The organism is Arthrobacter pascens (assembly GCF_030816475.1).
In the GTDB taxonomy this organism is placed as follows: Bacteria; Actinomycetota; Actinomycetes; order Actinomycetales; family Micrococcaceae; genus Arthrobacter; species Arthrobacter pascens_B.
Window position 1 is genome coordinate 3,801,610 of record NZ_JAUSXF010000001.1, and the last position, 23,879, is coordinate 3,825,488.

Consider the following 23,879-nt stretch of genomic DNA (forward strand, 5'->3'; position numbering starts at 1 on the left):
TCAGGGACGAGCTAGCCGGCCTGAACCTGGTCCGGCTCCTCGTAGTGGGTCCGGGTTCCCGTCCCGCCTACCGAGTCCACGAGCGACTTCGCGATGTCGCGCAGCTTGGTGTTGCTGTTGCGGGACGCGTCAGTGAGGATCCTGACCGCGGCGTCCTGGCTGCACCGGTTCTGGGCCATGACGATTCCGACTGCGATGTCGATGATGGTCCGGGACTCCAAAGTGGCACGCAGGTTGGCCGCGCTGTCGGTGTGCAGCGAAAACCGGACGGCCAGGCGGAGCGCTTGGGAGATTTCCCTGGTGTAGCCCCTTGCCTTGGCAGCCGCGCGTTCATCGAACTTGTGGGGCGCGTCGGAATAGAGATTCAGCGCAGCCTTGGCCTCCCCCTTGCAGGTTGAAGGGCAACGACAGCACGGACCGCAGCCCGTGGGAAGCCACAGCGTTGGCATAGTCCGGGCCCCACCGGTCCTCCTCGAAGAGGTCCGGCACATGGACTTCGCGCTCTTCCTCCGCGGCTGTAAGGCAAGGGCCCTGGGACAGTGAGTATTGGATTTGATCCACTTCGCGGGCCGAGTCGCTGCTCCACCCGATGGTGGCAGCCTTCCGGTCCCGGAGCAGTGTGATCCCGCACAGCGCGTCGTCGCCGTCACCCGCCATCTGGTGGGCGGAGAACCTGGCTAGTTCATTGAGGAAGTCCTCGAAATCGGCGCTTTCCAGAATGAGGTTCTGGATTTGCTCGACGGTGCTCAAGGGTTGTTCTGGCGGGAGCATTCTGCACGTTCTCCAAAGGGGGTCCGGACGGGGTAAGCAAATAGTAGGGCACCCCTAAGGGCCCGTCCAGCCGGCCCCCGGCACCTCGGCGCCGGGGGCGTGCACGAAACGCTGGCGTCAGGCGAGGCCCAGTTCGTCCTTGCCGAAAGCGAACAGGTACGGCACTCCGGTCTCGGCCTCGATCTTTTCCTTGGCCCCGGTGTCCCGGTCCACGATGACCGCTACCGCGACCACGTTGCCTCCGGCCTTACGGACACCCTCGACGGCGGTCAACGCTGAGCCGCCGGTGGTGGACGTGTCCTCGAGCACCAGCACCTTGCGCCCTTCGACCGACGGGCCCTCCACCTGGCGGCCCATGCCGTAGGACTTCTGGGCCTTCCGGACCACGAAGGCGTCAACGTTCCGGCCGGCATCCACGGCCGCGTGCATCACGGCAGTGCCTACGGGGTCCGCGCCCATGGTCAGCCCGCCCGCGCATTCAAAGTCGATACCGGCGTCGTCCGCGAGGGCCAGCATGACCTGCCCCACCAGCTTGGAGGCCTCGTGGTGGAGGGTGATGCGGCGCAGGTCGATGTAGTAATCAGCCTCCGCGCCGCTGGAGAGGATCACCTTGCCGCGGACAACGGCAAGCTCCTTGATCAGTTCCAGGAGGCGGGCACGGGCAGTAGCAGTGTCAATTGCGGCGTGGGAGGGGGAAGTCATGGGTTCCAGTTTAGTGGTTGCGGGATCCATGACGACGGCCGGGCTGCGCCTGGCGAATATCGGCGCGTGTTCAGGTCTGGGTCCGAAGGCAATCATCCGCGGCATCAGCCTGCGTACCATTGGCGCGTGCCGGACAACAAGCAGCAGGAATGGCGGTGCCCCGGTTCTCCTGCCCGCGAACAATGGAACGAACACCGCGCGGTGCATAATGCGCTGGACGGTCTGGACAACAACGGTGGGCATCCGGCGCCTCCGCTGGACCGCGGCGAGATATTTGACCGGGACCCATCCGCGGAGCAGGGCCGGTGCCAGCCGTTCCGCCGCCGCAACGGCGTCCTGGATGGCGAGGTTAATGCCCACGCCGCCGACGGGCGACATTGCGTGGGCGGCGTCGCCGATGCACAGGAACCCTTCTCTGTACCAGCGGTTGAGCCGGTCCAGCCGCACGTCCAGCCAGTGAACGTCGTCGAGCGAACGGATCGAGCCCACACGGTCCGCCAGGTCAGGGCGGATGGCGGCCACCCGTTCCCGGAACCGCTCAACCCCCTCGGAGCGGATCCGCATGTCATCTCCCTTGGGGGCTATGTACCCCATCTGGTAGTAGTCGTCGCGAAACAGCGCGATCATCGCTTCACGGTTCCGGAAGGCCGGGACGATACCTCCCGCTGCGCCCTTTTCCGTAGCATGGCGCGGAAGTTTGAACCACCAGGTGTCGAACGGAACCGGATAATCCTTCGGCCGCAAGCCAGCGGCCTGGCGAAGCACGGAATGGCGTCCGTCCGCGGCCACCACGAGGTCCGCGTGGAGCTTTCCCTCGTTGCCGTACTTCCCAGGACCCGCCGCTTCCGCATCCCGGTGCAGTCGGTAGCGGACACCCGTGACGCCTCCGCGGTCGAAGATTAACGAAGTGGCTTCATGCTCCATTAGGAGGGTGAAGGTAGGCTCCCGGGCAGCAGCATCCGCAAGGAAGTTCAGGAAGTCCCACTGCGGCATCATCGCGACGTAGTTGTATGGGGGCTTCAAGGATGCAAAATCGCCAAAGGTGACCAAGCCGGCGCCTGGAACAGGAAAGGCAATGTTGTTCAGGCGGCTCTGCGGAAGCTTGCGGAATTCGTTTCCCAGGCCGAGTTGGTCGATCAGCCGGATGGTGGACGCGTGAACGGTGTCGCCGCGGAAATCCCGCAGGAAGTTGGCATGCTTTTCGAGCACCGTCACGTGCACCCCTGCCCGGGCCAGCAACAGTCCCAGCATCATGCCTGCGGGGCCACCACCCACAACCGCACAACTGGTCTTTTCCATGCCCCTACGCTACGCCCGGGACGGTGCTAGAGCCTGGTATCGAAGGAATCGCAGAAGACATTCTCGTTGAACGTCCCCTGGAATGCGGACTTGCCCTGGATTTTGTCAACGGCGGCGCGGATGGCCTCGCGTGTTCCGGCGTGGGCATGGATGGCCGTCCGGACCATCGGAACGTCGATCAAGTGGTTGGGCTGGTTCAGCGAAACGAAGACGGTTGGTACTTCCGTGGCGTACCAGGGGATTTCCGCCGCCATGGGAGACGACCACTTGATCCGGATGGCGGCCTCCTGGGCAAAGCCTTTGACATTGGCAAAGACAAACGCCGCATCGTACTTTTCCGCGTAGTCACCCGTGGCTTCCTCAGAGATGACGGACATGAAGTTGACTCCGGTCTCCCCTGCGGCTTCACGCTGCTCCGCCGTCCGGAACAGGTGCACCTCGAAGCCTGCCTGCTCCAGCTCGTCCTTGACGATGTCCAGGTAGGCCAGCGGGTCCGCCCGTGTGAAGTGGGAGCCTCCGGAGACGCCGTACAGGCGGATGCGGTGATGCGTTTCCGGGGTAATCGGCAGGTTGTTGGCGGTGTCCTTCACCAGGGTGACAGTCTTGTCCGCTATCCCGGCCGCGACGGCATGGTGTGCCTCACTTCCGATGACGGCAAGGGCTTCTGAAGGAGGCACCAGTTCCTCCCTCGGCACAGCGTGCAGGCCCAGGGTGGCCTTCAGCGCCAGGATGCGGCGCACGGCGTTGTGCAGCCGGTGCTCCGTGATAACGCCGGATTTGTAGCCCTCCATCATGTACCGGAAGTCCTCTGCAGGGTTGCGGAAGAACAGGAACATGTCGCAGCCGGCGGCGATGGTGGCGGGGACCAGGTCCTTGCGCTTCATGGCCTGGGTCAGGCCGAGCATTTGCGACGCGTCAGTGAGGATAAGCCCGTTGAAGCCGAGCTCGCCCCGAAGCAGGTCCAGGAGCAGCTCCGGAGACAGGGTGGCCGGCAGGATATCCTTGTCGGTCATGCCGGGACGGAAGTGCCGGGAAAGTTCCGGCGCGCCGATGTGGCCGATCATGATGGACTGCACGCCGTGGCCGATCAGTTCCCGGTATACGTGACCGTAGGTCCGGTTCCATTCCTCGTAGCCAAGGGTGTTGTAGGACGTGACCACGTGCTGGTCACGTTCATCAATGCCGTCTCCGGGGAAGTGCTTTATGGCGCAGACAGTTCGCGATTCGCTGATCCCGTCGAAGTATTCCTTGGCCCGCTCCACCACAATCTCAGGCGTGTTGCCGAAGGAGCGGGTGGAGATGACAGTGTTCCGCCAGTTGTAGTGGATGTCCACGATCGGGGCGAACGCCCAGTTACAGCCAAGCGCAGCAGTCTCCACTCCGGCGACCTGCCCCATTTGCCGGGCGATGGACTTGTCCGGGTGCGAGCCCGCCTGAAGGTGCGTGCAAACGAACGTGCCGTCGTCGCTGCTTCCGGCGCCGCCCATTTCCGGGTTGGACGCTATCAGCAGCGGCACCCGGCTTTTCGCTTGGGCGTACCGGATATGCTCCTGTACCGCGTCGGACGGGCCGGGGCGGTAGCGCATTCCGCCCACGTGATAGTTCCCCAGGATCCCGTCAAGGTACTGCGGGGAGTAGTCGTTGTTGTGGTTGATAAACAGCTGTCCGATCTTCTCCTCGAGCGTCATCGAGCCGAGGGTGGACTCCACCCACGCGACAGCGGCGTCGTCGAGGCTGAAGGGCGCGGACTGAAGGTCGACGTCGGACTGCCGGGCTCCGGGGTAATCACCGGATGCGGCCGGCCGGGCCGGCTCGACGGGCTGGGCAGGCAGTGCCGGCTGTGCCTCCACTGAACTGCCGCGGCCGGCGGTGATACCGGCGAGGCGGGTGAGTGCCGCCGCCACGACGGCTTCAACAGGGGCAGCAATGTCCACCACAATGCCTGCCTCGTCCGCTTCGAGCGGCTCCAGTGTTGCCAGCTGGGATTCCAGCAGCGAAGGCGGCATGAAATGCCCGGTCCTGCCCTCAATTCGGGCCCCCAGCACCTCCTTGCTGCCGTGCAGGTGCAGGAAAACCGTGTCCGGGGCCTGGGCCCGGATGGCGTCCCGATAGCTGCGGCGCAGGGCCGAACAGGCGAGGACCAGGCCGCCGTCGCCCGCAGCGGCGAGCTCGGAGCCCACAATAGCGAGCCACGGCCAGCGGTCCTCGTCCGTCAGGGGCGTGCCGGCAGCCATCTTGGCCACGTTTTCCACCGGGTGGAGGGAATCGCCGTCGAGGAAGGGCAGCCCCAGTCCGCGGGCCACGAGCTCGCCGATGGTGGTCTTGCCGCAGCCCGAGACACCCATGACGACAATGCGGAGCTTGTCACCGCCTGCCCGGGCGGATTCCTGGCGGCCGGGCTGTTCGCTGGCAGTCACCAGTCATGCACCGTTCCGTCCACCAGGCGGTTGTAGGGCAGGTAGGCCTGCTGGTAGGGGAACGCTGCTGCGGCTTCCTCGTTGAACTCGACGCCGATGCCGGGCTTGTCTCCCGGGTGCAGGTATCCATCCACAAACGTCATGGACTGCTCGAAGACCTCATTGGTCTTGTCCGAGTGCTGCATGTATTCCTGGATCCCGTAGTTATGGATAGCCAGTCCGACGTGCAGCTGAGCGGCGAACCCGACAGGGGAGATATCAGTGGGTCCGTGGAAGCCGGACTTTATCTGGTACTGCGCTGCGTAATCCATGACCTTCTTCAGTGGGGAGATGCCCCCGAAGTGGGTGGAAGCGGCCCGGACGTAATCGATCAGCTGTTCTTTGATGATGCTCTGGTAGTCGTACACGGTGTTAAAGATTTCGCCGATGGCCAGCGGGGTGGTGGTGTGCTGGCGGACCAGGCGCAGGGCTTCCTGGTTCTCAGCCGGGGTGCAGTCCTCCAGCCAGAACAGGTCATACGGCTCCAAGGCCTTGCCGAGTTTTGCGGCCTGGATCGGCGTCATCCTGTGGTGGCCGTCGTGCAGAAGGGGAATTTCCGGCCCGAACTCATTCCGGACCGCTTCGAAAACGGTGGGCAGGTGCCGCAGGTAGGCCCGCGTGTCCCAGTCCTCCTCCATCGGAAAGGCACCGCGGCCCGCGGGCTCGTAGTCATAGCGTTCACCGGACGCCTGCGCCTGGGCCGCCACTCCGTAAAGCGCCTTGATCCCGGGGATGGCTGTCTGGATCCGGATGGACTTGTAGCCCAGTTCCAGGTGCTCCCGGACGGAATCGAAGAGCGAGGGGATGTCCGCGCCGGAGGCGTGACCGTAGGCACGCAATCCGTTCCGTGAGGCACCGCCCAGGAGCTGGTAGACGGGCATTCCTGCCAGCTTGCCCTTGATGTCCCACAAGGCCATGTCCACGGCGGCGATGGCTGCCATGGTCACCGGCCCGCGGCGCCAGTATGCGCTGCGGTACAAGAACTGCCAGGTATCCTCGATCCGGTGCGGGTCCTTGCCTATCAGCAGCTGTGCCACATGCTCCTTCAGGTACGCGGCCACTGCAAGCTCACGGCCGTTAAGGGTGGCGTCACCGATGCCTGTCACACCGTCCTCCGTGGTGATCCTGAGTGTCACGAAGTTGCGGGACGGGCTGGTGACGAATACTTCTGCTGCGACGATCTTCATGAACTTCAGCTGTTCCTTCCGGGAATCAGGTGCGGTGCGGAGGGGGTGGACGTACGGCCTGTGGTTTCCGTGGCGAGGGTGCCGCAAAGGGCAGCCACCAACGACACGATTTCGGGGTCATCCGACAATTGGGGACTGACGAGGCCCAAGAGGGCGGCCACCCTGGCAGAGCCTGCAGGTCCTGCAGAATCGTTCGCCTTCCGGATGGCGGTGGCCAGCGGATCCTGCAGCGAATCCTGTTGGCCCACATAGTCGATCCAGGCAGCCAGCATCAGGGCGCTGCCCGCACCGGATCGGCCCCGGGACCTTTCGGCGGCCAGGACCGGCAGTGCCCGCATCCGGAGTTTAGTGGTGCCGTCCGCCGCGATCTGCGAAAGGTGGTGGGCTATCCGCCTGTTCCCGAACCTGCCGCGGAGGGCTTCGCGGTACTCGGGGATGTGGAGATCTTCGCCCTGCAGATGGGCGGATGCCTCATCCCAGAAGGCCTCCACGGCCTCCCGGCAGACCGGATCCTCAAGCGCTTCAGCCACCGTGGTGTGTCCGCGCAGCTGTCCGGCATAGGCCAGGAGCGAATGGGCGCCGTTCAGGAGCCAGAGCTTGCGGTTTTCGTACGGTTCGATGTCATCCACGACGACGGCACCGGCTTCCTCCCAGCGTGGCCGGCCGGCCGGAAAGTCACCGCTCAATACCCAGTCGCTGAAGGGCTCGGCAACCACCGGGGAGCTGTCGCGGTAGCCGCACCGGTCTTCCACTTCGGCGACATCGGCTTCGGTGGTCCGCGGGGTGATCCGGTCCACGGACGTGCTGACGAAACTGACGTTTTTCCCGATCCAGGCCGCCAGGTCCGGCTTCCAGGCCTCCGCCATGCCCACGACTGCGCGTCGGGCAACCTCGCCGTTCCCCGACAGGTTGTCGCAACTGACGACGGCGAGCGGGCCGGACCCGGCATCCCTGCGGGCGGCGAGGGCCAGGACCAGCCGGCCAAGCGGCGTCGTGGGTGTTCCTCCTGTGCCGGTGCCTCCGGTACCGCCGGCCAGCAGCGCAAGGTCACCGGCCATGCCGGCCGAAGAACGGTCGAAGGTGCCATCGGAGGCCAGGCCGTAGGCGGCCTCCGTAATCGTCAGGGTGACCATGGCGGTTGCCGGGGCTGAGACCAGTTCGCAAAGGCGTCCTACGTCCGCGCCGTCCACTGCTTCGACGATACTGCCGATCACTTCGAAGGTGTCTTCGTTGCCCGACCGCTCAATCAGCGTGTAGAGGCCGTCCTGCGCTGCAAGTGCAGTGGCCGCGTCCGGCCGTCTGCCGGTGAAGGCTGCGATCCCCCAGTCCGCGGCGTCCGGGGAGTGCTGGGTGTACCAGGCCTGATGTGAACGGTGAAAGGCGCCCAGGCCAAGGTGGACGATCCGTATGGGCGCCGTGGGCAGGGGCCTGAGGGTCCTGTCCAGCGCGGGCACCTGGATGTCCATCACAGCTTGAACACTCTGCGCGGGGACGAATCCACGATGTCGACGATGAGCTCGTGGGCACGTTCTTCGCTGATGCGGTGTTCGGCCACGAGCCGGGCCAGGAATGCGGACTCGATCCGGCGGGAAGTGTCGTGGCGGGCCGGTATGGAGCAAAATGCCCGGGTGTCGTCGATGAAGCCCGACGAGCGCGAGAAACCTGCTGTCTCGGTGACCGAGGAGCGGAAGCGCAGCATGGCGTCCGGCGCGTCGAGGAACCACCAGGGCGCGCCGATAAAGACGGACGGGTAGAACCCTGCCAGCGGTGCCAGTTCCCGGGAAAACACAGTCTCGTCCAGGGTGAACAGCACCAGGTGGAAGTCCTTGGCCGTGCCGAAGTCCTCCAGAAGCGGCCTGATCGCCTCGGTGTAGGTCACGGCGAACGGAATGTCATGGCCTGTGTCCGCTCCGAACTCCTCAAACGTGGGCCGGTGGTGGTTCCGGTACGAACCTGGATGGATCGTCATCACCAGCCCGTCCTCCACGGACATCCTGGCCATCTGGTACATCATGTGGGCTTCGAAGGCCTCGCGGTCCTCAGGAGTGGCGTCGCCGGCCCGGGCGCGCTCGAAAAGCCGCGCGGCGTCGGCGTCGTCCAGTTTGAGGGTGGCCGGAGTCCGGACGCCATGATCGGCGGAAACGGCACCGTTGTCCACGAAGTGCCGGCGCCGGGCTTCGAGGGCGCCGATGTAGCCGGCGTATCCTGAAGCACCCCCGCCGGCGGCGGCCAGCAGGCGTTCCACGTTCTCGTTCCAGGCCGGATGGGCAATATTCAGGTACTGGTCGGGACGGAATGTCGGCAGGACGCGGCTGGCAAATGCCGGATCGGCGGCCAGCGCCGCGTGGCTTTCGAGGGAGTCCAGGGGGTCATCGGTGGTGGCCAGGACTTCGATATTGAATTCCTTGAACAGCTCCCGCGGCCGGAAGCCGGGTTCGGCCAGCCTGGCCGAGACGGCGTCGAAGATCCGGTCCGAATTTTCAGCCGTGGGCTCTTCGTGCACTCCGAAGACATGCTCGAATTCCTGCCGGATCCAGTAGCCTGACGCGGTGCCCTCGAAGGCGGGCCACGCCTGGCAGAAGTTTCGCCAGACCTGCCGCGGATCCATTGTCGAACCGCCCAGGCCCAGCTGGTTCAGCGGGACCCCGTTGGCATGGATCAGCCGGGTTACATAGTGGTCGGGGGTGACAAGCAATGCCGCAGGATCAGGGAACGGCAGGTTCTGTTCGATGACCGCGGCATCCACGTGGCCGTGCGGGGAGATGATGGGAAGCCCCTCGACGGCGGAGTACAGTGAGCGGGCTATCGCGCGCACGCCGGGATCCGCCGGGAGAAGCCGGTCCGGGTGGGCTGCTATCGGCTGTTCCATGTGTTCAGCGCGCCCCTGCCCCTGCGGTGAGCCCGGCGAGGGCCGCCGTGCTGCGCAGGTACTCCAGGTTTCCGGCCGTACGTTCGGCCAGCGGAAGCTCGGTGGAAAAGTCCTCCACGGTTACCCAGCCGTCGTAGCCAAAGGCAGCCAGGGCCTTGAAGTATTCCAGGACGCTTGCCTGGCCGGTCTTCAACGGCGCCCATTCGTTCCGGAAGACGGCCGCTCCGGAAGCATCGGTCTCCTCGGTGCGGACCCATACTGCGTTCTTGACGTGGATGTGTGCCAAGTACTCCCCCAGCAGTTCAAAGGCCGGAAGGTAGTCCTCCTGCCCCTCGATGAGAAGATTGCCAAGGTCATGGATGACTCCCACATGCTGCGGATCCAGTCCCTCCAGCAGGCGCCGGGCTGATGATGCCGAGGCTGTGATGGTGCGGTGGTGCAGTTCGACCAGTGCCTTGATGCCGTGGTGGGCGGCCCGGTCAGCGACCCACTCGAAGTCTCGGCGGGCTGCCTCGAACAGGACAGGGTACGGGGTGCCGCTCGGCTCCTGGTCACCCCAGACGGCGGTGCCTAGCGCCGGCGTCGTCACCCGGACCTGGCCGGCCTCCAGGGCGGCCGTTGCCGCCAGCATGCGTTCGACGTCCTCGCGGTTGTCGCAGCGCGCATAGCCTCCGATGCCGGAGATCTCCAAGCCTGCCCGTCGGGTGATGGCCGCAATGTGCCCGATGTTGCCTTCAAGGCCCGTCAGCGGGATGGACGCCCTGTTGCCGGCCCAGAAGCCAGGTTCAGGTGCGTCTGCCTGGTCGGTGACCCGCCATTCGACGCCGTCCCACCCCTGCCCGGCCAGCGCGGTGACGGCCTCCTCGGGGGTCCAGTCGGGCGTGGAGGCCGTGAATACTGAGAATTTCATGACGTCAGATGCTTTCTGTCCGGGTGCCGCCCGTGCGGACTTCGAGGTCGTTGTACTTGCCGGCCAGGACGTCGTCGAACAGGACTGCCTCGTTCAGGGTGGCCGAAACGTAGACTGCACGCACGGTGGCGAGGGCATTGACGGCATCGCTGACCTTCACTCCCGGCTGGCGGCCTTCGGCGATCGCACCGAAGATGTCCCGGTACTGGCGGATGTGTCCTGCCGGGTAAACAGTGGGGTCCTTGGCCTCATAGTCCTCTTCGGGGTACTTGGCCAGTTCCGCGTCGGCCTGGTTGCCCCCGCCCTGCAGTCCCATGTCGGCAGAGTCCCCGCCGGCGTCCTTGGAGTGGAAATACTGCAACTGGTCGTTGTCCACCACCGCGGAGCCTTCCGAGCCCATCAGCTGCACCCGGACAGTGAGCCCGGGATAGGCGGCTGTGGTGGCATGCAGCACGGCCAGGCCGCCGTTCTCAAACGTCACGGTCGCCACCGCAGTGTCCTCAACCTCGATCCGCTCGTGGGCAAGGCGCGCCGTGTGCGCGTGGATCTCGACCGGCCGTCCCATGAACCACAACAGCAGGTCAACCGTGTGGACACCCTGGTTCATCAGCGCTCCGCCGCCGTCCATCGTCCACGTACCGCGCCAGTCGCCGGAATCGTAGTAGCCCTGCCCGCGCCACCAGGCCACTGAGGCGATGGCCGAGGTTAGCCGGCCGAAGCGGCCCGTGGCCACAGCATCGGCAACGGCCACGCTGGACCGGTCAAACCTGTGCTGGCTGATCACCGAGGCAACGACGCCGCGGCGTGCGGCTTCCGCCGCCGCCGCCTCGATCTCCTGCGCCCGGCCCAGATCGACGTCCAGCGGCTTTTCAATCACCACGTGTTTGCCGGCTGCAAGTACTTCGAGGCCTTGCCGGATGTGCAGCCCGCTGGGCGTTGCCAGTGCCACGAGGTGGATGTCGGTGGCGGCGAAAGCGTCCTCGAGGCTGGTGAAGACAGATGGCCGGGGGCGTCCGCTCTTCTCGATGAAGTCGGCCAGGGCCTCTGCGGCATCAGGAATGACGTCAACCAGGGCGACGATGCTGGCCTCGGGGAATTCATGGATGGCCACGGCGTGGGTGCGTCCGATGACGCCGCACCCGGTGATGGCCACGTTCAGGGAGTCACTCATGCTGTCTGGACTCCTGCTTCCGCCGTTACCTTTGCAAATGCCCGTGCCGCAATGCCGAACGCCGTGGGGCCGGAGAATCCGCCGAGGCCGTGCGCGCCGGCCAGGTGCGGCTCAAGCGACGCGAAGCCGCTGTAACCATCCGCTTTCAGGGCCTCCACCGTTCGCAGCACATCGCCGTCGCCCTCCCCTGCGGGAACAACGTGTCCGTTCGCGAAAAGCGCGTCCTTGACCTGCAGGTACTCCAGGTGGGGGCGAAGTTTCGCATAGGCCTCGTCAAAGGGCTTCACGCCGACCTGGACGAAGTTGGCGGCGTCCCACGCCACTTTCAGGGCCGGGGAGCTCACGGTTTCGATGATGTCCAGCACCCGGTCCGGAACGTCTCCGAAGATGTCCTTTTCGTTCTCGTGCAGCAGGACCACGCCTTCTTCCTCCGCGACGGCGGCCAGGGCGCGCATCCGCTCGATGACGTCGTCGCGGATGCTGTCCACGGCCACTGTTTCGCCGTAATAGAAGGAGAAGATGCGGATGTACTTCGCGTCGAGGATCTTGGCTGCGCGGGCGGCCCGGCGGAGGCGTTCCACCTCGTGGTCCACCGGGAGGCTGACGTCAACCTTGCCGATGGGCGAGGCGATGGCTGACACCTTCATCCCCTTTTCGGAGAGCAGCCGGGCGAGTGCGTGCAGCTGGTCGTCCGAGAGGTCAACGACATTGGTGCCCCACGCGCTGCGCACCTCGATGTAGTTGGCACCAAGGGCCTGCAGCACCGCGATCTGGACTGCCGGGTCGTCGTCGATCTCGTCCCCGAAGCCTGACAGCAGCCACGCGGACTGGGTGGTTGAAACCATGGTTATTTAACTCCTCCGGCGGTCAGCCCGCCAACTAGGTAACGCTGGAATATCAGGTAAAGAATGACCACCGGTGCCGCGCAGACCAGGGCCGCGGCCATCATCTGGCCGTAGTACGGAATGGCCCCGCCTTCCTGGGAGGCGCCGAAGATCTGCAGCGCCACAGCGGCGGTCTGGCTTTCCGGACGGGTCATGACGGACGCGAACAGCACGTCATTCCAGCCCAGCAGGAAGGCGAAGATGCCCGAGACCACGATGCCCGGCCAGCTCAGCGGCAGGATGATCCGGAAGAGGACACCCACGTTGCTGGCACCGTCGATCCGCGCTGCCTCTTCCAGTTCGCGGGGCAGGCCGCGCAGGTAGGTGACCATGACCCACGTGGAGAAGGGCATCGCGAAGGTCAGGTAGGTGACGAACAAGCCCCATTGCGTCCCGATCACCTGGATGCCCAGGTACGTCGCGGCCGAGGAAAACAGCACAAACACCGGGAGCACCATGAGCGTGCCGGGCACGGACTGCAGTGCGAGGAGTCCGCGCAGGATGGTGAGGCGGCCGCGGAAGCTGTAGCGCACCAGGACAAAAGCCGTGGACACCGACATGGCCGCTGAGACAATTGCCGTTGCTCCTGCCACCAGGACGCTGTTGGTCAGGCCTGTGGCCAGGCCAACACTGGTCCAGATACTGGAGTAGTTCTCGAACGTGACGGTGGAGGGCCAGAACTCGCCGTTTGCCACGCCGATGTCTGAGTTGACCGAGGCCAGGAAGATATACAGGACGGGGATCAGGACCAGGGCGCCCAGGAACACCAGGATGATGGCGAGTAGCGGACGAGGCAGGAGCCTTGTCACTTCGTGTTGCCGGGCGGACCCGGGACGGGGGACAGCGGCGGCGGCTTCGCGCGCCCTGGTGGCGGTGGTGGTAGTCATTTCTTGGCTCCAGGTGACTCGGCGTCGTCAAGCTTGACCGCGCGGAGGTAAACAAACAGCGGGATGGCGATCAGCACCAGGGAGATGAATGCCATGGCCGCGCTGAGGCCAAAGCGGAAGCTTTGGAAACTCGTGACGTAGGTAAGGATGGGGAGCACTTCGACGTCGGATGGTGCCGGGACTCCGAACAGCACGTAGGGAAGGGTGAAGTTGTTGATGTGGTGCAGCATGCCGATCAGGAAGGCGAGCGAGAGGGGTCCCTTCAGGTAAGGGAAGATCACGTACCGGAGCTTGTTCCACCACAGGGCGCCGTCCAGGGCCGAGGCCTCGTGGACCTCATGGTCCACGGACTGCAGGCCGGACAGTGCGAGGAGGTAGATGAACGGCCAGGATGCCCAGATCTGGACCAGTACCAGGGTCCAGAATGTCTGGGGGCCGTTGAGCCAGAGTCCCGTGTGGATGCCCACCAGGCCCAGTCCCCTGTCAACGATGCCGTCAGGCTGGAACATGGTGCGCCAGACGGTGGCGACCACAAACGAGGGAAGCACATAGGGAATAAGGAAGATGGACCGCACCACTGCGCGTCCTTTGAACGCGTTCTGCGTGGCTACGGCCGCGGCGATCCCCAGTGGAAGCGTGACAACCATGGCGAGCAGCGAGTAGCTGACGCTCAACCAGACCGCGTGAAGCAGCGGCGATGACGTGACTGCTTCGACGAAGTTCTCAACGCCGATGAAGGGTGAACTGATCCATCGGCGCAGGGTGTACTGGTCCAGGTTGAGGGTGGACATGTAGATGCCCAGGATCAGCGGAACCACGATGATGATCAGCATCAGGGTTCCGCCTGGGATGAGCATCCACAGGGGGCGGTTGCGTTCGCTCAGGCCCTTGCGGCGCCCGTTTTCCTCGCCGGCAGGTGGACCTGTCACGGAGGACGTGGTCCGTGAGGTCCGGCTGGCGGCGGACTCCGCCGCCAGCCGGACTTCGTTGGAAGCGTCTGTAGACATCAGAACTTATCCTTTGGATGCCCGGTCAAGGGATGCCTGGCCCTTGGTCTGGGCGTCCTTGATCCTTGTTTCGAGGGCCGATTCATCGATGCTGCCCTTGGACAGGTCCGGAATCGACTGGACCGTGACGTTCAGCAGGCCGAGCTGGATGTCTCCCCAGGCTCCAGTGAACGGTGTCGCCTTGGACTTGGCTGCGGCATCGGCAATGGGCTTGAGTACGGGATCGGTCAGGCTGGCCAAGGCCTCAGCGTTGGCCGGGAGGTCGCCGAAGGTCTTTTGGTAGTTGAGCTGCTCGTCCTTGGACGTGATCAGCTTGATGTAGGCGAATGCGAGATCCTTCTGCTTGGAGTAGTCGGCCACAACCAGGTTGTCACCGGAAAGGATGCTGGCGGCGTTGCCGCCGTCACCCTTCGGGCTGGATTCGCCGGGAGGGGTGGTGGGCATCAGGGCGTACGCGAACTTGCCGGCCACGGCTGAAGTGCTCAGCGTCGGAACGGAGCTTGACGTCGTCATCATCAGATAGCCTGCTTTGCCGCTGGCGAATGCTGCCACCGCGTTGCTGTTGCTCCAGCCGACGGAGGCGGGGTCCACGACCTTGTCGTTGGTCAGCCAGCCGAAGTAGGTCTGGTAGGCCTTCTTGACCGTGGGGTCATCCATCTTGAGCTTGTTTCCGTCCACGAGGGGGTTGCCGGCCTGGACAGCCATGGCCCAGATGAACTTCCAGGGATCGAAGTTGTCCTTGTAGCCGGTGGCAATGCCGTAGACGCCGTCCTTGGTCATTTTCTTCGCCTGCGCCGCAAGCTCATCCCAACTGGTGGCTGGCTTGTCGATGCCTGCGGCGGCCAGGAGATCCTTGTTGTAGGCCATCACAAAGGGCCGACTGACGAAGGGGATGCCTGCCTGGTGATCCTTGTCGGGACCGGAGATACCTAGGGCCGCCTGGTTGAAGCGGTCCTTGCCGCCAACCTTCTTCCAATCATCATCGGACAGGGTCACGAAGGCCTTGGTGGCGTAGGCGGTGGGAGTGAACGTGGTGCCGAGTCCATAGATGTCCGGACCCTGGCCCGAAACTACGGAGGTCTGGATTCGGGTGAGCTCATCGTTTGCTGAGGCGAAGGTTTCAAACTTCACATCGGCCCCGGTCTGAGCTTTGAACTTGGCAGCGATGTCGGCTTGCCATTGCTTCTGCTGTTCGGGGTACTGGGGGAGGACACCGGTAAGGACGTTGAGGGTCTTGCCCGTTCCGTCCACCTTGCCGTCGGAGCTTGTGGAGCCGCCAGTGCTTCCCGAGCCGGAACCGCAGGCGGTGAGGGCGAGTGCTGCGGCGGTGACGATTGCTGCAAGCCCGGTAGACGATCTAAACCTCATTGTTTTCTCCTCTAGAACACCCACATGGCCACAACGGCATGTGGCGGTCATCACTGCAGGCGATTCGAAAACCAGTTTAGGGAAGCTGCAACAATGCGGCAAGCGGTTGCCAAAAATTGCCATGCGTGGTCTGATGATGAGTGGAGGATGTCCCCGGGCAAAGTCCCTCGAGCAACGGGCTTCCAAGTGAATCCGACGCAAATCAAAGAAAGGGCTGGTCCATGGCTGAGGCAGCGGCGAATGCGGAAAACGCAGCCACAGGGCACAGTGGCACACCCGGCGACCGGATGCCCACGATCCGCGACGTGGCGAGACTGGCGGGCGTTGCCACCTCTACCGTGTCCCGGGCACTCTCCAAACCCGAACGGGTCAACCCGCGCACCCGGCAGCGCATCGAGGAAGTGGCCGCACAGCTGAATTACGTCCCCAGCTCGCAGGCCCGGGGGCTCAGTTCGGGACGCACCAATGCCGTGGCCGTACTGGTCCCCGACATCACCAACCCGTTCTACTTCGACATCATCCGGGGAACCCAGCACCAGCTCAAGGCGGCCGGCGTCACGCAGCTCCTGGTGGACACGGAGGAGTCCAACGAGATGGAGCTTGATGCGCTGCACAAGATGCGCCGGTCCGCCGACGGCTTCATCCTTGCCGCCTCGAGGCTTACTGATGCCCAGCTGGCCGAGGTTTCCGGAACCCAGCCGCTGGTGACCATCAACAGGGCGTCCGCGAGCGCGCCCACCGTGGTGATCGACACGCCGTCGGCCATCGTCCAGGCGCTGGAACACCTCTCCTCCCTCGGTCATCACCGCGTCTGCTATGTCAGCGGTCCGCCTACCTCATGGTCCAACCAGGCCCGTTGGAAGATCTTCGAGGAAGACTCCACGCGGCGTGGCATGGAAACGCACCGGATCGGGCCCTACGTCCCGAAGACCACCTCCGGTGCGGCCGCAGCCGACGCCGCAGTCCGAACGGGAGCAACGGCCTGCATTGTGTTCAACGATCTGCTGGCCATCGGCATGCTCCAGCGGCTGCGTGAACGGGGCATGCGCGTCCCTGAGGACATGAGCATCGTCGGCTCTGATGACATCTTCGGCGCGGACTTCTGCAACCCGCCGTTGACCACGATCGCCAGCCCCATCGAGCAGGCAGGAAGGGTGGCGGTGTCCATGCTGCTCTCGCAGCTGAATCCCACTCCCGGCCGGTCCAGCCGCAAGCTTGCCATCATGCCCACTCATCTGACCATCCGCGCCTCCACGGGCCCGGCCCCCGCCTGACCCCTTAGCCAGACACCTCAGACAGACCGGGCAATTGATTCCATGGCATGGCGGGCAGTGGACACAGTTGAGCGGTGTTGACACTGCTGGCTAGGCTATGTGACATGCGCGAACTCCAGGCCACCATCATCGAAGAAATGGGCGTGCAGCCCCGGATCGACCCCGTCGGGGAGGTGCGCAAGCGCATTACATTCCTCAAGGACTATCTCAAGGCCACCCAGACCAAGGGCTTTGTCCTGGGCATTTCCGGCGGTCTGGATTCGTCCCTGGCCGGACGGCTGGCGCAGCTGGCGGTGGAGGAACTGGAGGCCGAGGGCGTGCCGGCGAACTTCATTGCCGTGCGGCTGCCCTACGGCATCCAGCACGACGAGGACGACGCCCAGGCTGCCTTGGACTTCATCCAGCCCAAGACGGAGTGGACGTTCAACATCTCGGCCGCCGTGGACGGCTTCGAGGATGAGTTCGAAAAGACTGCCGGAGCCTCCATCTCCGATTTCCACAAAGGAAACACGAAGGCCCGCGCCCGCATGACGGCCCAGTATGCCATCGCCGGCGAATACAACTACCTGGTGATTGGCACGGACCACGGGGCGGAATCCGTCACGGGATTCTTCACCAAATACGGCGACGGCGGCGCGGACATCCTTCCGCTGTTCGGCCTGAACAAGCGCCAGAACCGTGAGCTGCTGGCCGAGCTCGGCGCTCCCGCCCGGGTCTGGGAAAAGGTGCCCACGGCCGACCTCCTGGATGGCACGCCCGGCCGCACCGATGAGGATGAGCTGGGCCTGAGCTATGACCAGATTGACGATTACCTCGAAGGGCGCGAGATTCCCGAAGCCGCCGCCGAGCTGATCGAGCAAAAATACCTCCGCACCCGCCACAAGCGCACTGTTCCGGTCACCATCTTCGACACCTGGTGGCAGCATGAAGGCCCAGAGGAGCCCAGGGTCGGCCTCTAAGCGGGCATGAAACCACGACGTCCATGACCCACGACGTCGACATCTACCTCGCCGGAAAGCCGCCTGCCGCCGTCGAACTTTTCCGCCGGTTCCGTGCACTGGTACTCACCGCAGGAGAGTGCGAGGAGCGGGTTCACCGCACGGAGGTGGCGTGGGCGGACCGGCGCGTCTTTGCCGCGGCGTTCATTCTCTCCGGCCGGCTGGAAGTGGCCATAGACCTGTCGCGGCAAGTGGACCACCCTGCGCTGCTGCAGAAATTTCCCACGACCAGGAAGGTCTACACGCACCGGTTTACGTTCAGCAATGCCGGCCAGCTGGACGGGGACATCGCAGCGTGGCTGGTAGAAGCACATGACACCGTGGGCACCGGGACCCGCTAGGCTCCGGCGACTACAGCTATTTGCCCGGGCCGCCCAGCTGGACAGTGATCCGGTGGGCCTCCTCCATCAGCAGCTTCCCCAGGGCCTCTTGGCGGTCCTCGCGAAAGCGCGGTTCGATGCCGGTGAGCGAAAGCGCCCATCCGGGACGGCCGGCGGAATCGAAGACGGCGGCACCCATCCCCCAGCTGCCTTCCAGCACCAGGCCGGGGTTCACCGAATACCCGGTCCGGCGGGTCGCGGCCAGGTTGGCCCGGACGACCGCTTCCGTGTGGGCTTCCGCGAACTGCCCGGCGTGGGCAGGCCAGTTGTCCAGCAACTGCTCCTGTTCGTCGTCAGCCAGGAAGGCCATGATCGCGGTCCCCGCCGAGGCGACGCCCAACGGGAAGCGGACACCCTCATGCAGCACGAAGGACCGGACGGGAAAGCTTCCCTCTTCGCGCAGCAGGCAGACAGTTTCAGCCCCGCGTCGGACAGAGAAGAAGGCGCTTTCGCCGGTCTCCTCAGCAAGCCGGCGGAGGCTTGGCCGGGCGATCTCCTCCAGCGGGAACCGTGCGGATGCCACGGAGCCCATCAGGAGGATCTCCGGCCCCAGGACCCAGTTGCCGGTGCGGGCGTCATGGTCAAGCAGTCCTTCGGATGCCAACGAGGTCAGGAGCCGGTGGACTGTGGGCCGGGTCAGCCCTGAACTCCGGACCAGTTCAACGAGCGGGCTCCCCTCGGGCTTGCGGCCAACGATACGCAACAAGGCGGCAATGCGGCTGACGACCTGCGCTCCCTGAACCGGAAATTGATTCATTCACTGCTCCAATCATCCATATTGTGGACACCGCCAACTCTACCGTCCACACTGTAAAACATTGAAAACGAGGGGTAACTTTGGCCTTGACAGCGAAAGTTTGGCTCCCGTACGCTCCAAATTCAGACGCTTTAGTCCATAAAGTGGACGGCCTAGGAAGACCAAGGCTCAACGAGGAGACCACATGTCCAAACTGAAATCCTGTACTTCCGAGGCCCTGCAGGATGTACTTCGGGACGGGATAACCCTTGCGGTCGGCGGATTTGGCCTGAGCGGAATCCCCGCGGACCTGATCGAAGCCGTCCGCGAGTCGGGCGTGCGGGACCTGACAGTCGTCTCGAACAACATGGGCGTGGACGGCAAAGGCCTCGGAATCCTGATCGAAGCCGGCCAGGTCCGCAAGGTTATTGCGTCCTACGTGGGCGAAAACAAGCTCTTCGCGGCGCAGTACCTCGCCGGACAGCTTGAGGTGGAGTTCACACCGCAGGGCACCCTTGCCGAGCGCCTCCGTGCCGGCGGCGCCGGCATCCCCGCCTTTTACACCAAGACCGGGGTGGGAACCCTGGTGGCCGAAGGCAAACCGCACGCAGTCTTCGACGGCGAGACGTACGTGCAGGAGCGCGCCATCCTGGCCGACGTCGCCCTCGTCCATGCCCACACGGCGGACACGGACGGGAACCTCATCTATCGCTATACCGCCCGGAACTTCAATCCCGTGGTGGCCACCGCGGCAAAGGTAACCATTGCCGAGGCCGAGGTGGTTGTGGATGCAGGGGAGCTCGATCCCAACAACATCGTGACGCCTGGCGTCTACGTCCAGCGCGTGGTCCAGGCCCGTCCCCGGATCAAGGACATCGAACAGAGGACCGTCCGCCCCCGACCCGCACGTGCAGAATCAGCAGCAGTACCCGCCTGACGCCCCACGCACCCACGCACGCACGAACGGCGGCACTAACGGAGACCGAAGCCCCGCCTCAAACACAAGGAGAACCCCATGGCCTGGACCAGGGATGAAATGGCTGCCATCGCGGCCGAAGAACTGAACGACGGCGATTACGTGAACCTGGGCATCGGCATCCCCACGCTGGTCGCGAATAACCTGCCCGACGGCGTCCGCGTGGTCCTGCAGAGCGAGAACGGCCTGCTCGGCATGGGTCCGTTCCCGTATGAGGGCGAGGAGGATGCGGACCTCATCAACGCCGGCAAGCAGACCGTCACGGTCCTGCCTGGCGGGAGCATTTTCGATTCGGCGACTTCCTTCGGGATGATCCGCGGCGGCCACGTCAAAGTAGCGATCCTGGGTGCCATGCAGGTCTCGGGCAACGGCGACCTGGCCAACTGGACCATCCCCGGCAAGATGGTCAAGGGCATGGGCGGCGCCATGGACCTGGTAGCCGGGACACCGCGCGTCGTGGTCCTCACTGAACACAACGCCAAGGACGGCACCGCCAAAATCGTTCCCGAATGTACGCTTCCGCTCACGGGGCTCAGCTGCGTGGACCGGATCATCAGCGACCTCGCGGTCTTTGACCTGGTGAGGAACGAAAAAGGAGAAAACGACGACGACGGGCGGCGGCTCACGCTCAACCGCCTCGCGCCGGGGGTCACCATCGACGAGGTCCGCGGGAAGACCGAGGCGGAGTTCGCCGTCGCCCTGGAAAGCAACCATGCCCCCGCCCTCGAAGGAGCCACAGCATGAGCCTGAAAGAACAGTTTGGAAAAGACGTCCTCCTCACCGGATGGGGCCACAGCCGGTTCGGAAAGCTCACGGAGGAGACGCTCGAGTCGCTGATCGTGCAGGTTGCCACGGAGGCCATCAGCCGCGCCGGCATCGAGCCCGGCCAGATCGAGGAGATCTACCTGGGCCAGTTCAACTCGGGCATGATGCCCCTGGCTTTCCCCTCATCGCTGGCCCTGCAGGTATCACCGGAGCTGGCCAACGTTCCGGCCACCCGAGTGGAGAACGCCTGCGCTTCCGGGTCCGCCGCATTCCAGCAAGGCACCAAGTCCCTGCTCGCCGGCACGGCCAGGACTGTACTTGTGATCGGTGCCGAGAAAATGACGCACGCCGGCGCGGACGTCGTCGGAGCCGCTCTGCTGGGCGCCGATTACGACATGGCCGGCCACACATCCACCACTGGTTTCACCGGCCTATTTGCCGACGTCGCCAGACACTATGAGAAGCGTTACGGACCGGTGTCAGACATCCTCGGCACCATCGCGGCGAAAAACCACCGCAACGGTGTGGACAACCCCTACGCCCAGCTCCGCAAAGACCTTGGCGAGGAGTTCTGCCGGACGGTCTCAGACAAAAACCCCATGGTGGCTGACCCGCTTCGGCGAACCGACTGCTCCCCCGTGTCCGACGGCGCCGCAGCCGTCGTGCTGTCCGTGTCACCGACCGGCGGGGCAACTGCGCCCGTGCGGCTCGCCGGAATCGGCCAGGCGAATGACTTTTTCCCCGCCGACCGGCGGGATCCCACCGCCTTTGCCGCCACGCGGGTCTCGTGGGAGCGCGCATTGGCGATGGCCGGCGTCGGGCTTGAGGATCTGGACTTCGCAGAAGTCCATGACTGCTTCACCATCGCGGAGCTGCTGATGTACGAGGCCATGGGACTGACCGAATCCGGCCAGGGAGGCCGCGCCATAGAGGAAGGCTGGGTATTTAGAGACGGCAAACTGCCCATCAACGTCTCCGGCGGACTCAAGGCAAAGGGCCACCCGGTAGGTGCCACTGGCGTTTCCCAGCACGTCATTGCCGCCATGCAGCTGACCGGTACCGCTGGCGGCATGCAGCTTAACAGCCCGCGGCGCGCAGCAGTCCAGAACATGGGAGGCGTCGGCATTGCCAACTACGTCAGCATCCTTGAAGCAGCGTAGGCGAAGTGGTTTCAGGGCCCGGCCAACCCGGCTGAAATCAGGCCAAGCGGGCTTTGGCTCCGCAATTAGTGCCTCCCTGCCCTTGCCCCTGAGCCGCAGGCCCCGTACGTTGGGGACAGCGGAAGAAGTTCTCCGCGCCGCAGGCCCCTGCGCAGGCGGAGCAAAATCAGAGTCACACGAAGGAATGCAGCATGGCAACAGGCACAGTTAAATGGTTCAACGCCGAAAAGGGTTTTGGCTTCATTGCCCCGGATGACGGGTCGGCCGACGTTTTCGCCCACTACTCGGCAATCGCAAGCAGCGGCTACCGCTCGCTGGACGAGAACCAGAAGGTCGAATTCGATGTGACCCAGGGTCCCAAGGGCCCTCAGGCAGAGAATATCCGTCCGCTCTAAAGCTAAGAATTATGGCCGGCAACAACCGGCCAGCTCATCAACCGGAACGGCCCTGCTGGACACCAGCGGGGCCGTTTCTGGGTAGTGTGGCGCCATGGACATTGTGGACTTCCTGCTCGCACGGATCGGCGAAGACGTGCAGAAGTCCAGCGAGCTGCTCGGCAGGCCCCTGCTGTCTGAGTCCGAGCGCTGGTACGAGGAACGGCTGCTCCTGGAAGCCCAGTCGAAACGTGCCGTGGTGGAACTCGTGGGGGCAGCCCGGCAGGCGGCACTGGCCAGCCTGCTCGAGACGGGTGACGCAGTCACTGGAAGCGCGGCCCAGGGCCTGCACTGGACGGATCTGGTGCTGAAGGCACTCACGCTGCCCTACAAAAGGCATGCCGACTACCAGACCTCCTGGACCCTGTCCTCATGATCGCTGACTAGACGAAGGCCGATTTCCCTGTGACGGCACGGCCGACGATCAGTGAATTGATCTCGTAGCTTCCTTCATAGGTATAGAGGATCTCGGCATCACCGAAGAGCTTGCCCATCTCGTAGTCGGAACTGATCCCGTTTCCGCCAAGGAGTGACCTGCCCATCGCCACGGAGGCCCGGGCCAGCCTGGTGCAGGTGGCCTTGGCCATGGCGGCCTGGACCATTTCCAGCTTGCCGTCCTCCTGGATCCGGGCCAACTGGGCCATTAGCGCCAGCGATGCTGACGCGTTCCCCAGCATTTCGGCCAGCTGCTGCTGGATGAGCTGAAATCGAGCCAGTTCCTTGCCGAACTGCCGGCGCTCCAAAGAATAGGAACGGGCGACGTCGAACGCGGCCAGCTGGATACCGGCACCTTGCCAGCCAACCCATGCGCGGGAATCCCTCAGCAGATGGTTGGCCTTGGAAAAGTCTGTCGCCCCGGGCAGGAGGTTGGATTCCGGGATCCGGACGTCGTCCAGCGCGATGTCCGCATTCTGCATGATCCGCAGGCCGATTTTGTTGGGGATTTTGGTGGCCGTGTAGCCCGGACGGTCCGTCTCCACAATGAAACCCTTGATCTGCAGGTCCGCCTCATCGCGGGCCCACACCAGTGCGAAGTCGGCGATTGTCCCTGCACCGATCCAGCGTTTGGCGCCATTGATCACCCACTCGCCGTTCTCCAGCCGGGCGGACGTTTCGAGACCGCCGGCGATATCCGAACCATGATCCGGTTCAGTGAGGGCGAAGGCACCCAGCTGGGTAAAAGCGGTCAGGCCCGGAAGCCAGCGCTGTTTCTGCTCCTCCGACCCGAGCTCGTTGATCATGCCCACGATGAGTTCGTTGTGGATCCCCACCAGGGCGGAGAGGGACACATCAGCCCGGGCCACCTCCACGTACATCAGGCCCTTGAAGAGCTTGGAGCTGCCGTCAGTCTGCAGTCCGCCCAGGCCGCGCTTGCCCATCTCCGCGAGCAGCCCGAACGGGAATTCCTCGCGGTTCCAATAGTCAATGGACGGCTGCCGCACCGAGGACTGGAGGAAGTTCCGGATGTCCAGGTAGCGCTGCCGCTCGGGTTCCAGCAGGAGGTCCACGATATACATCAGGTCAGCATCGGGAAACGGCGGCCCAGCCTCCGGTGCAGGATTTTCCTGAGGCGCAGTATTCAAAGCTGCTGGCAAAGCGCCCTTCTCACGTCCTTGTGGCTGCACGGGCACTCATCCCTTCGCTC

The 23,879-nt window shown here is 64.4% G+C and carries 21 protein-coding genes and 2 pseudogenes; 8 read left to right on the forward strand and 15 right to left on the reverse strand.

Annotated elements, in window-relative coordinates; genetic code table 11:
* Window positions 1-11: 11 nt before the first annotated feature.
* From QFZ40_RS17385 to QFZ40_RS17445, 13 genes and pseudogenes are all read right to left on the reverse strand, one after another.
* Window positions 12-771, reverse strand: a pseudogene (locus QFZ40_RS17385) (GAF and ANTAR domain-containing protein).
* Between the two features lie 117 nt (window positions 772-888).
* Window positions 889-1,473: an orotate phosphoribosyltransferase gene (gene pyrE, locus QFZ40_RS17390; RefSeq protein ID WP_306906975.1), complete on the reverse strand. Its 585-nt coding sequence runs from the start codon at window positions 1,471-1,473 to the stop codon at window positions 889-891.
* Window positions 1,474-1,530: 57 nt separating this feature from the next.
* Window positions 1,531-2,772 (reverse strand): annotated as a pseudogene (locus QFZ40_RS17395) (FAD-dependent oxidoreductase); the annotation flags it as partial.
* 26 nt (window positions 2,773-2,798) lie between these two features.
* Window positions 2,799-5,117 (reverse strand): gluconokinase, GntK/IdnK-type, encoded by a 2,319-nt coding sequence (locus tag QFZ40_RS17400; protein ID WP_306906977.1) that lies wholly within the window; start codon window positions 5,115-5,117, stop codon window positions 2,799-2,801.
* Window positions 5,118-5,185: 68 nt separating this feature from the next.
* Window positions 5,186-6,415, reverse strand: coding sequence for a D-mannonate dehydratase ManD (manD, locus tag QFZ40_RS17405; protein WP_306905907.1), 1,230 nt, complete (start codon window positions 6,413-6,415; stop codon window positions 5,186-5,188).
* Window positions 6,416-6,420: 5 nt separating this feature from the next.
* A complete protein-coding gene (locus QFZ40_RS17410) occupies window positions 6,421-7,881 on the reverse strand; it encodes a mannitol dehydrogenase family protein (protein WP_306905908.1) in 1,461 nt (486 codons plus the stop codon).
* Window positions 7,881-9,284, reverse strand: coding sequence for a glucuronate isomerase (gene uxaC, locus QFZ40_RS17415; RefSeq protein WP_306905909.1), 1,404 nt, complete (start codon window positions 9,282-9,284; stop codon window positions 7,881-7,883). The genes QFZ40_RS17410 and uxaC overlap by 1 nt, the downstream gene beginning before the upstream one ends.
* Window positions 9,285-9,288: 4 nt before the next feature.
* Window positions 9,289-10,194 carry a sugar phosphate isomerase/epimerase family protein gene (locus QFZ40_RS17420; protein ID WP_306905911.1) on the reverse strand — a complete coding sequence of 302 codons (906 nt, stop codon included), beginning with the start codon at window positions 10,192-10,194 and terminating at the stop codon, window positions 9,289-9,291.
* Window positions 10,195-10,198: 4 nt separating this feature from the next.
* On the reverse strand, window positions 10,199-11,365 hold the full coding sequence (locus tag QFZ40_RS17425; RefSeq protein WP_306905912.1) for a Gfo/Idh/MocA family protein: 1,167 nt from the start codon (window positions 11,363-11,365) through the stop codon (window positions 10,199-10,201).
* Window positions 11,362-12,210 (reverse strand): sugar phosphate isomerase/epimerase family protein, encoded by an 849-nt coding sequence (locus tag QFZ40_RS17430; protein WP_306905913.1) that lies wholly within the window; start codon window positions 12,208-12,210, stop codon window positions 11,362-11,364. The genes QFZ40_RS17425 and QFZ40_RS17430 overlap by 4 nt, the downstream gene beginning before the upstream one ends.
* Window positions 12,211-12,212: 2 nt before the next feature.
* On the reverse strand, window positions 12,213-13,136 hold the full coding sequence (locus tag QFZ40_RS17435; protein WP_306905915.1) for a carbohydrate ABC transporter permease: 924 nt from the start codon (window positions 13,134-13,136) through the stop codon (window positions 12,213-12,215).
* Window positions 13,133-14,143 carry a carbohydrate ABC transporter permease gene (locus tag QFZ40_RS17440; protein WP_306905916.1) on the reverse strand — a complete coding sequence of 337 codons (1,011 nt, stop codon included), beginning with the start codon at window positions 14,141-14,143 and terminating at the stop codon, window positions 13,133-13,135. The genes QFZ40_RS17435 and QFZ40_RS17440 overlap by 4 nt, the downstream gene beginning before the upstream one ends.
* A gap of 6 nt (window positions 14,144-14,149) precedes the next feature.
* The gene (locus QFZ40_RS17445) at window positions 14,150-15,511 is read right to left on the reverse strand and encodes an ABC transporter substrate-binding protein (RefSeq protein ID WP_306905918.1); all 1,362 of its coding nucleotides are present in this window, start codon (window positions 15,509-15,511) and stop codon (window positions 14,150-14,152) included.
* Window positions 15,512-15,798: 287 nt separating this feature from the next.
* On the opposite strand from QFZ40_RS17445, the gene QFZ40_RS17450 reads away from it, so the two are divergent.
* The 3 genes from QFZ40_RS17450 to QFZ40_RS17460 all read left to right on the forward strand — a co-directional run bounded on the left by QFZ40_RS17450 (window position 15,799) and on the right by QFZ40_RS17460 (window position 18,124).
* Window positions 15,799-16,785, forward strand: coding sequence for a LacI family DNA-binding transcriptional regulator (locus QFZ40_RS17450; protein ID WP_306906980.1), 987 nt, complete (start codon window positions 15,799-15,801; stop codon window positions 16,783-16,785).
* A gap of 104 nt (window positions 16,786-16,889) precedes the next feature.
* Entirely contained in the window at window positions 16,890-17,744 is an 855-nt protein-coding gene (nadE, locus tag QFZ40_RS17455) for an ammonia-dependent NAD(+) synthetase (RefSeq protein WP_306905919.1), read from the forward strand.
* 23 nt (window positions 17,745-17,767) lie between these two features.
* On the forward strand, window positions 17,768-18,124 hold the full coding sequence (locus QFZ40_RS17460; RefSeq protein ID WP_306905920.1) for a DUF5655 domain-containing protein: 357 nt from the start codon (window positions 17,768-17,770) through the stop codon (window positions 18,122-18,124).
* A gap of 16 nt (window positions 18,125-18,140) precedes the next feature.
* Here QFZ40_RS17460 and QFZ40_RS17465 read toward each other — a convergent pair whose 3' ends face one another.
* The gene (locus tag QFZ40_RS17465) at window positions 18,141-18,920 is read right to left on the reverse strand and encodes an IclR family transcriptional regulator (protein WP_306905921.1); all 780 of its coding nucleotides are present in this window, start codon (window positions 18,918-18,920) and stop codon (window positions 18,141-18,143) included.
* A gap of 184 nt (window positions 18,921-19,104) precedes the next feature.
* Between QFZ40_RS17465 and QFZ40_RS17470 the strand changes: the two genes are divergently transcribed.
* From QFZ40_RS17470 to QFZ40_RS17490, 5 genes are all read left to right on the forward strand, one after another.
* On the forward strand, window positions 19,105-19,836 hold the full coding sequence (locus QFZ40_RS17470) for a CoA transferase subunit A (RefSeq protein ID WP_306905922.1): 732 nt from the start codon (window positions 19,105-19,107) through the stop codon (window positions 19,834-19,836).
* A gap of 78 nt (window positions 19,837-19,914) precedes the next feature.
* Window positions 19,915-20,619 (forward strand): CoA transferase subunit B, encoded by a 705-nt coding sequence (locus QFZ40_RS17475; RefSeq protein WP_306905923.1) that lies wholly within the window; start codon window positions 19,915-19,917, stop codon window positions 20,617-20,619.
* On the forward strand, window positions 20,616-21,800 hold the full coding sequence (locus tag QFZ40_RS17480) for an acetyl-CoA acetyltransferase (RefSeq protein WP_306905924.1): 1,185 nt from the start codon (window positions 20,616-20,618) through the stop codon (window positions 21,798-21,800). Before QFZ40_RS17475 ends, QFZ40_RS17480 begins: the two co-directional genes overlap by 4 nt.
* Before the next feature lie 191 nt (window positions 21,801-21,991).
* Entirely contained in the window at window positions 21,992-22,195 is a 204-nt protein-coding gene (locus tag QFZ40_RS17485) for a cold-shock protein (RefSeq protein WP_013599688.1), read from the forward strand.
* Window positions 22,196-22,289: 94 nt separating this feature from the next.
* Window positions 22,290-22,610, forward strand: coding sequence for a DUF6221 family protein (locus QFZ40_RS17490; protein WP_306905928.1), 321 nt, complete (start codon window positions 22,290-22,292; stop codon window positions 22,608-22,610).
* A gap of 7 nt (window positions 22,611-22,617) precedes the next feature.
* Here QFZ40_RS17490 and QFZ40_RS17495 read toward each other — a convergent pair whose 3' ends face one another.
* Window positions 22,618-23,751: an acyl-CoA dehydrogenase family protein gene (locus QFZ40_RS17495; protein WP_306905929.1), complete on the reverse strand. Its 1,134-nt coding sequence runs from the start codon at window positions 23,749-23,751 to the stop codon at window positions 22,618-22,620.
* Between the last annotated feature and the right edge of the window lie 128 nt (window positions 23,752-23,879).

Bases quoted from the DNA above. Each gene is read 5' to 3' on its own strand.
- pyrE (WP_306906975.1), bottom strand. From the start codon at position 1,473: ATGACTTCCCCCTCCCACGCCGCAATTGACACTGCTACTGCCCGTGCC.
- QFZ40_RS17400 (WP_306906977.1), bottom strand. From the start codon at position 5,117: ATGGGTGTCTCGGGCTGCGGCAAGACCACCATCGGCGAGCTCGTGGCC.
- manD (WP_306905907.1), bottom strand. From the start codon at position 6,415: ATGAAGATCGTCGCAGCAGAAGTATTCGTCACCAGCCCGTCCCGCAAC.
- QFZ40_RS17410 (WP_306905908.1), bottom strand. From the start codon at position 7,881: ATGGACATCCAGGTGCCCGCGCTGGACAGGACCCTCAGGCCCCTGCCC.
- uxaC (WP_306905909.1), bottom strand. From the start codon at position 9,284: ATGGAACAGCCGATAGCAGCCCACCCGGACCGGCTTCTCCCGGCGGAT.
- QFZ40_RS17420 (WP_306905911.1), bottom strand. From the start codon at position 10,194: ATGAAATTCTCAGTATTCACGGCCTCCACGCCCGACTGGACCCCCGAG.
- QFZ40_RS17425 (WP_306905912.1), bottom strand. From the start codon at position 11,365: ATGAGTGACTCCCTGAACGTGGCCATCACCGGGTGCGGCGTCATCGGA.
- QFZ40_RS17430 (WP_306905913.1), bottom strand. From the start codon at position 12,210: ATGGTTTCAACCACCCAGTCCGCGTGGCTGCTGTCAGGCTTCGGGGAC.
- QFZ40_RS17435 (WP_306905915.1), bottom strand. From the start codon at position 13,136: ATGACTACCACCACCGCCACCAGGGCGCGCGAAGCCGCCGCCGCTGTC.
- QFZ40_RS17440 (WP_306905916.1), bottom strand. From the start codon at position 14,143: ATGTCTACAGACGCTTCCAACGAAGTCCGGCTGGCGGCGGAGTCCGCC.
- QFZ40_RS17445 (WP_306905918.1), bottom strand. From the start codon at position 15,511: ATGAGGTTTAGATCGTCTACCGGGCTTGCAGCAATCGTCACCGCCGCA.
- QFZ40_RS17450 (WP_306906980.1), top strand. From the start codon at position 15,799: ATGCCCACGATCCGCGACGTGGCGAGACTGGCGGGCGTTGCCACCTCT.
- nadE (WP_306905919.1), top strand. From the start codon at position 16,890: ATGCGCGAACTCCAGGCCACCATCATCGAAGAAATGGGCGTGCAGCCC.
- QFZ40_RS17460 (WP_306905920.1), top strand. From the start codon at position 17,768: ATGACCCACGACGTCGACATCTACCTCGCCGGAAAGCCGCCTGCCGCC.
- QFZ40_RS17465 (WP_306905921.1), bottom strand. From the start codon at position 18,920: ATGAATCAATTTCCGGTTCAGGGAGCGCAGGTCGTCAGCCGCATTGCC.
- QFZ40_RS17470 (WP_306905922.1), top strand. From the start codon at position 19,105: ATGTCCAAACTGAAATCCTGTACTTCCGAGGCCCTGCAGGATGTACTT.
- QFZ40_RS17475 (WP_306905923.1), top strand. From the start codon at position 19,915: ATGGCCTGGACCAGGGATGAAATGGCTGCCATCGCGGCCGAAGAACTG.
- QFZ40_RS17480 (WP_306905924.1), top strand. From the start codon at position 20,616: ATGAGCCTGAAAGAACAGTTTGGAAAAGACGTCCTCCTCACCGGATGG.
- QFZ40_RS17485 (WP_013599688.1), top strand. From the start codon at position 21,992: ATGGCAACAGGCACAGTTAAATGGTTCAACGCCGAAAAGGGTTTTGGC.
- QFZ40_RS17490 (WP_306905928.1), top strand. From the start codon at position 22,290: ATGGACATTGTGGACTTCCTGCTCGCACGGATCGGCGAAGACGTGCAG.
- QFZ40_RS17495 (WP_306905929.1), bottom strand. From the start codon at position 23,751: ATGTATATCGTGGACCTCCTGCTGGAACCCGAGCGGCAGCGCTACCTG.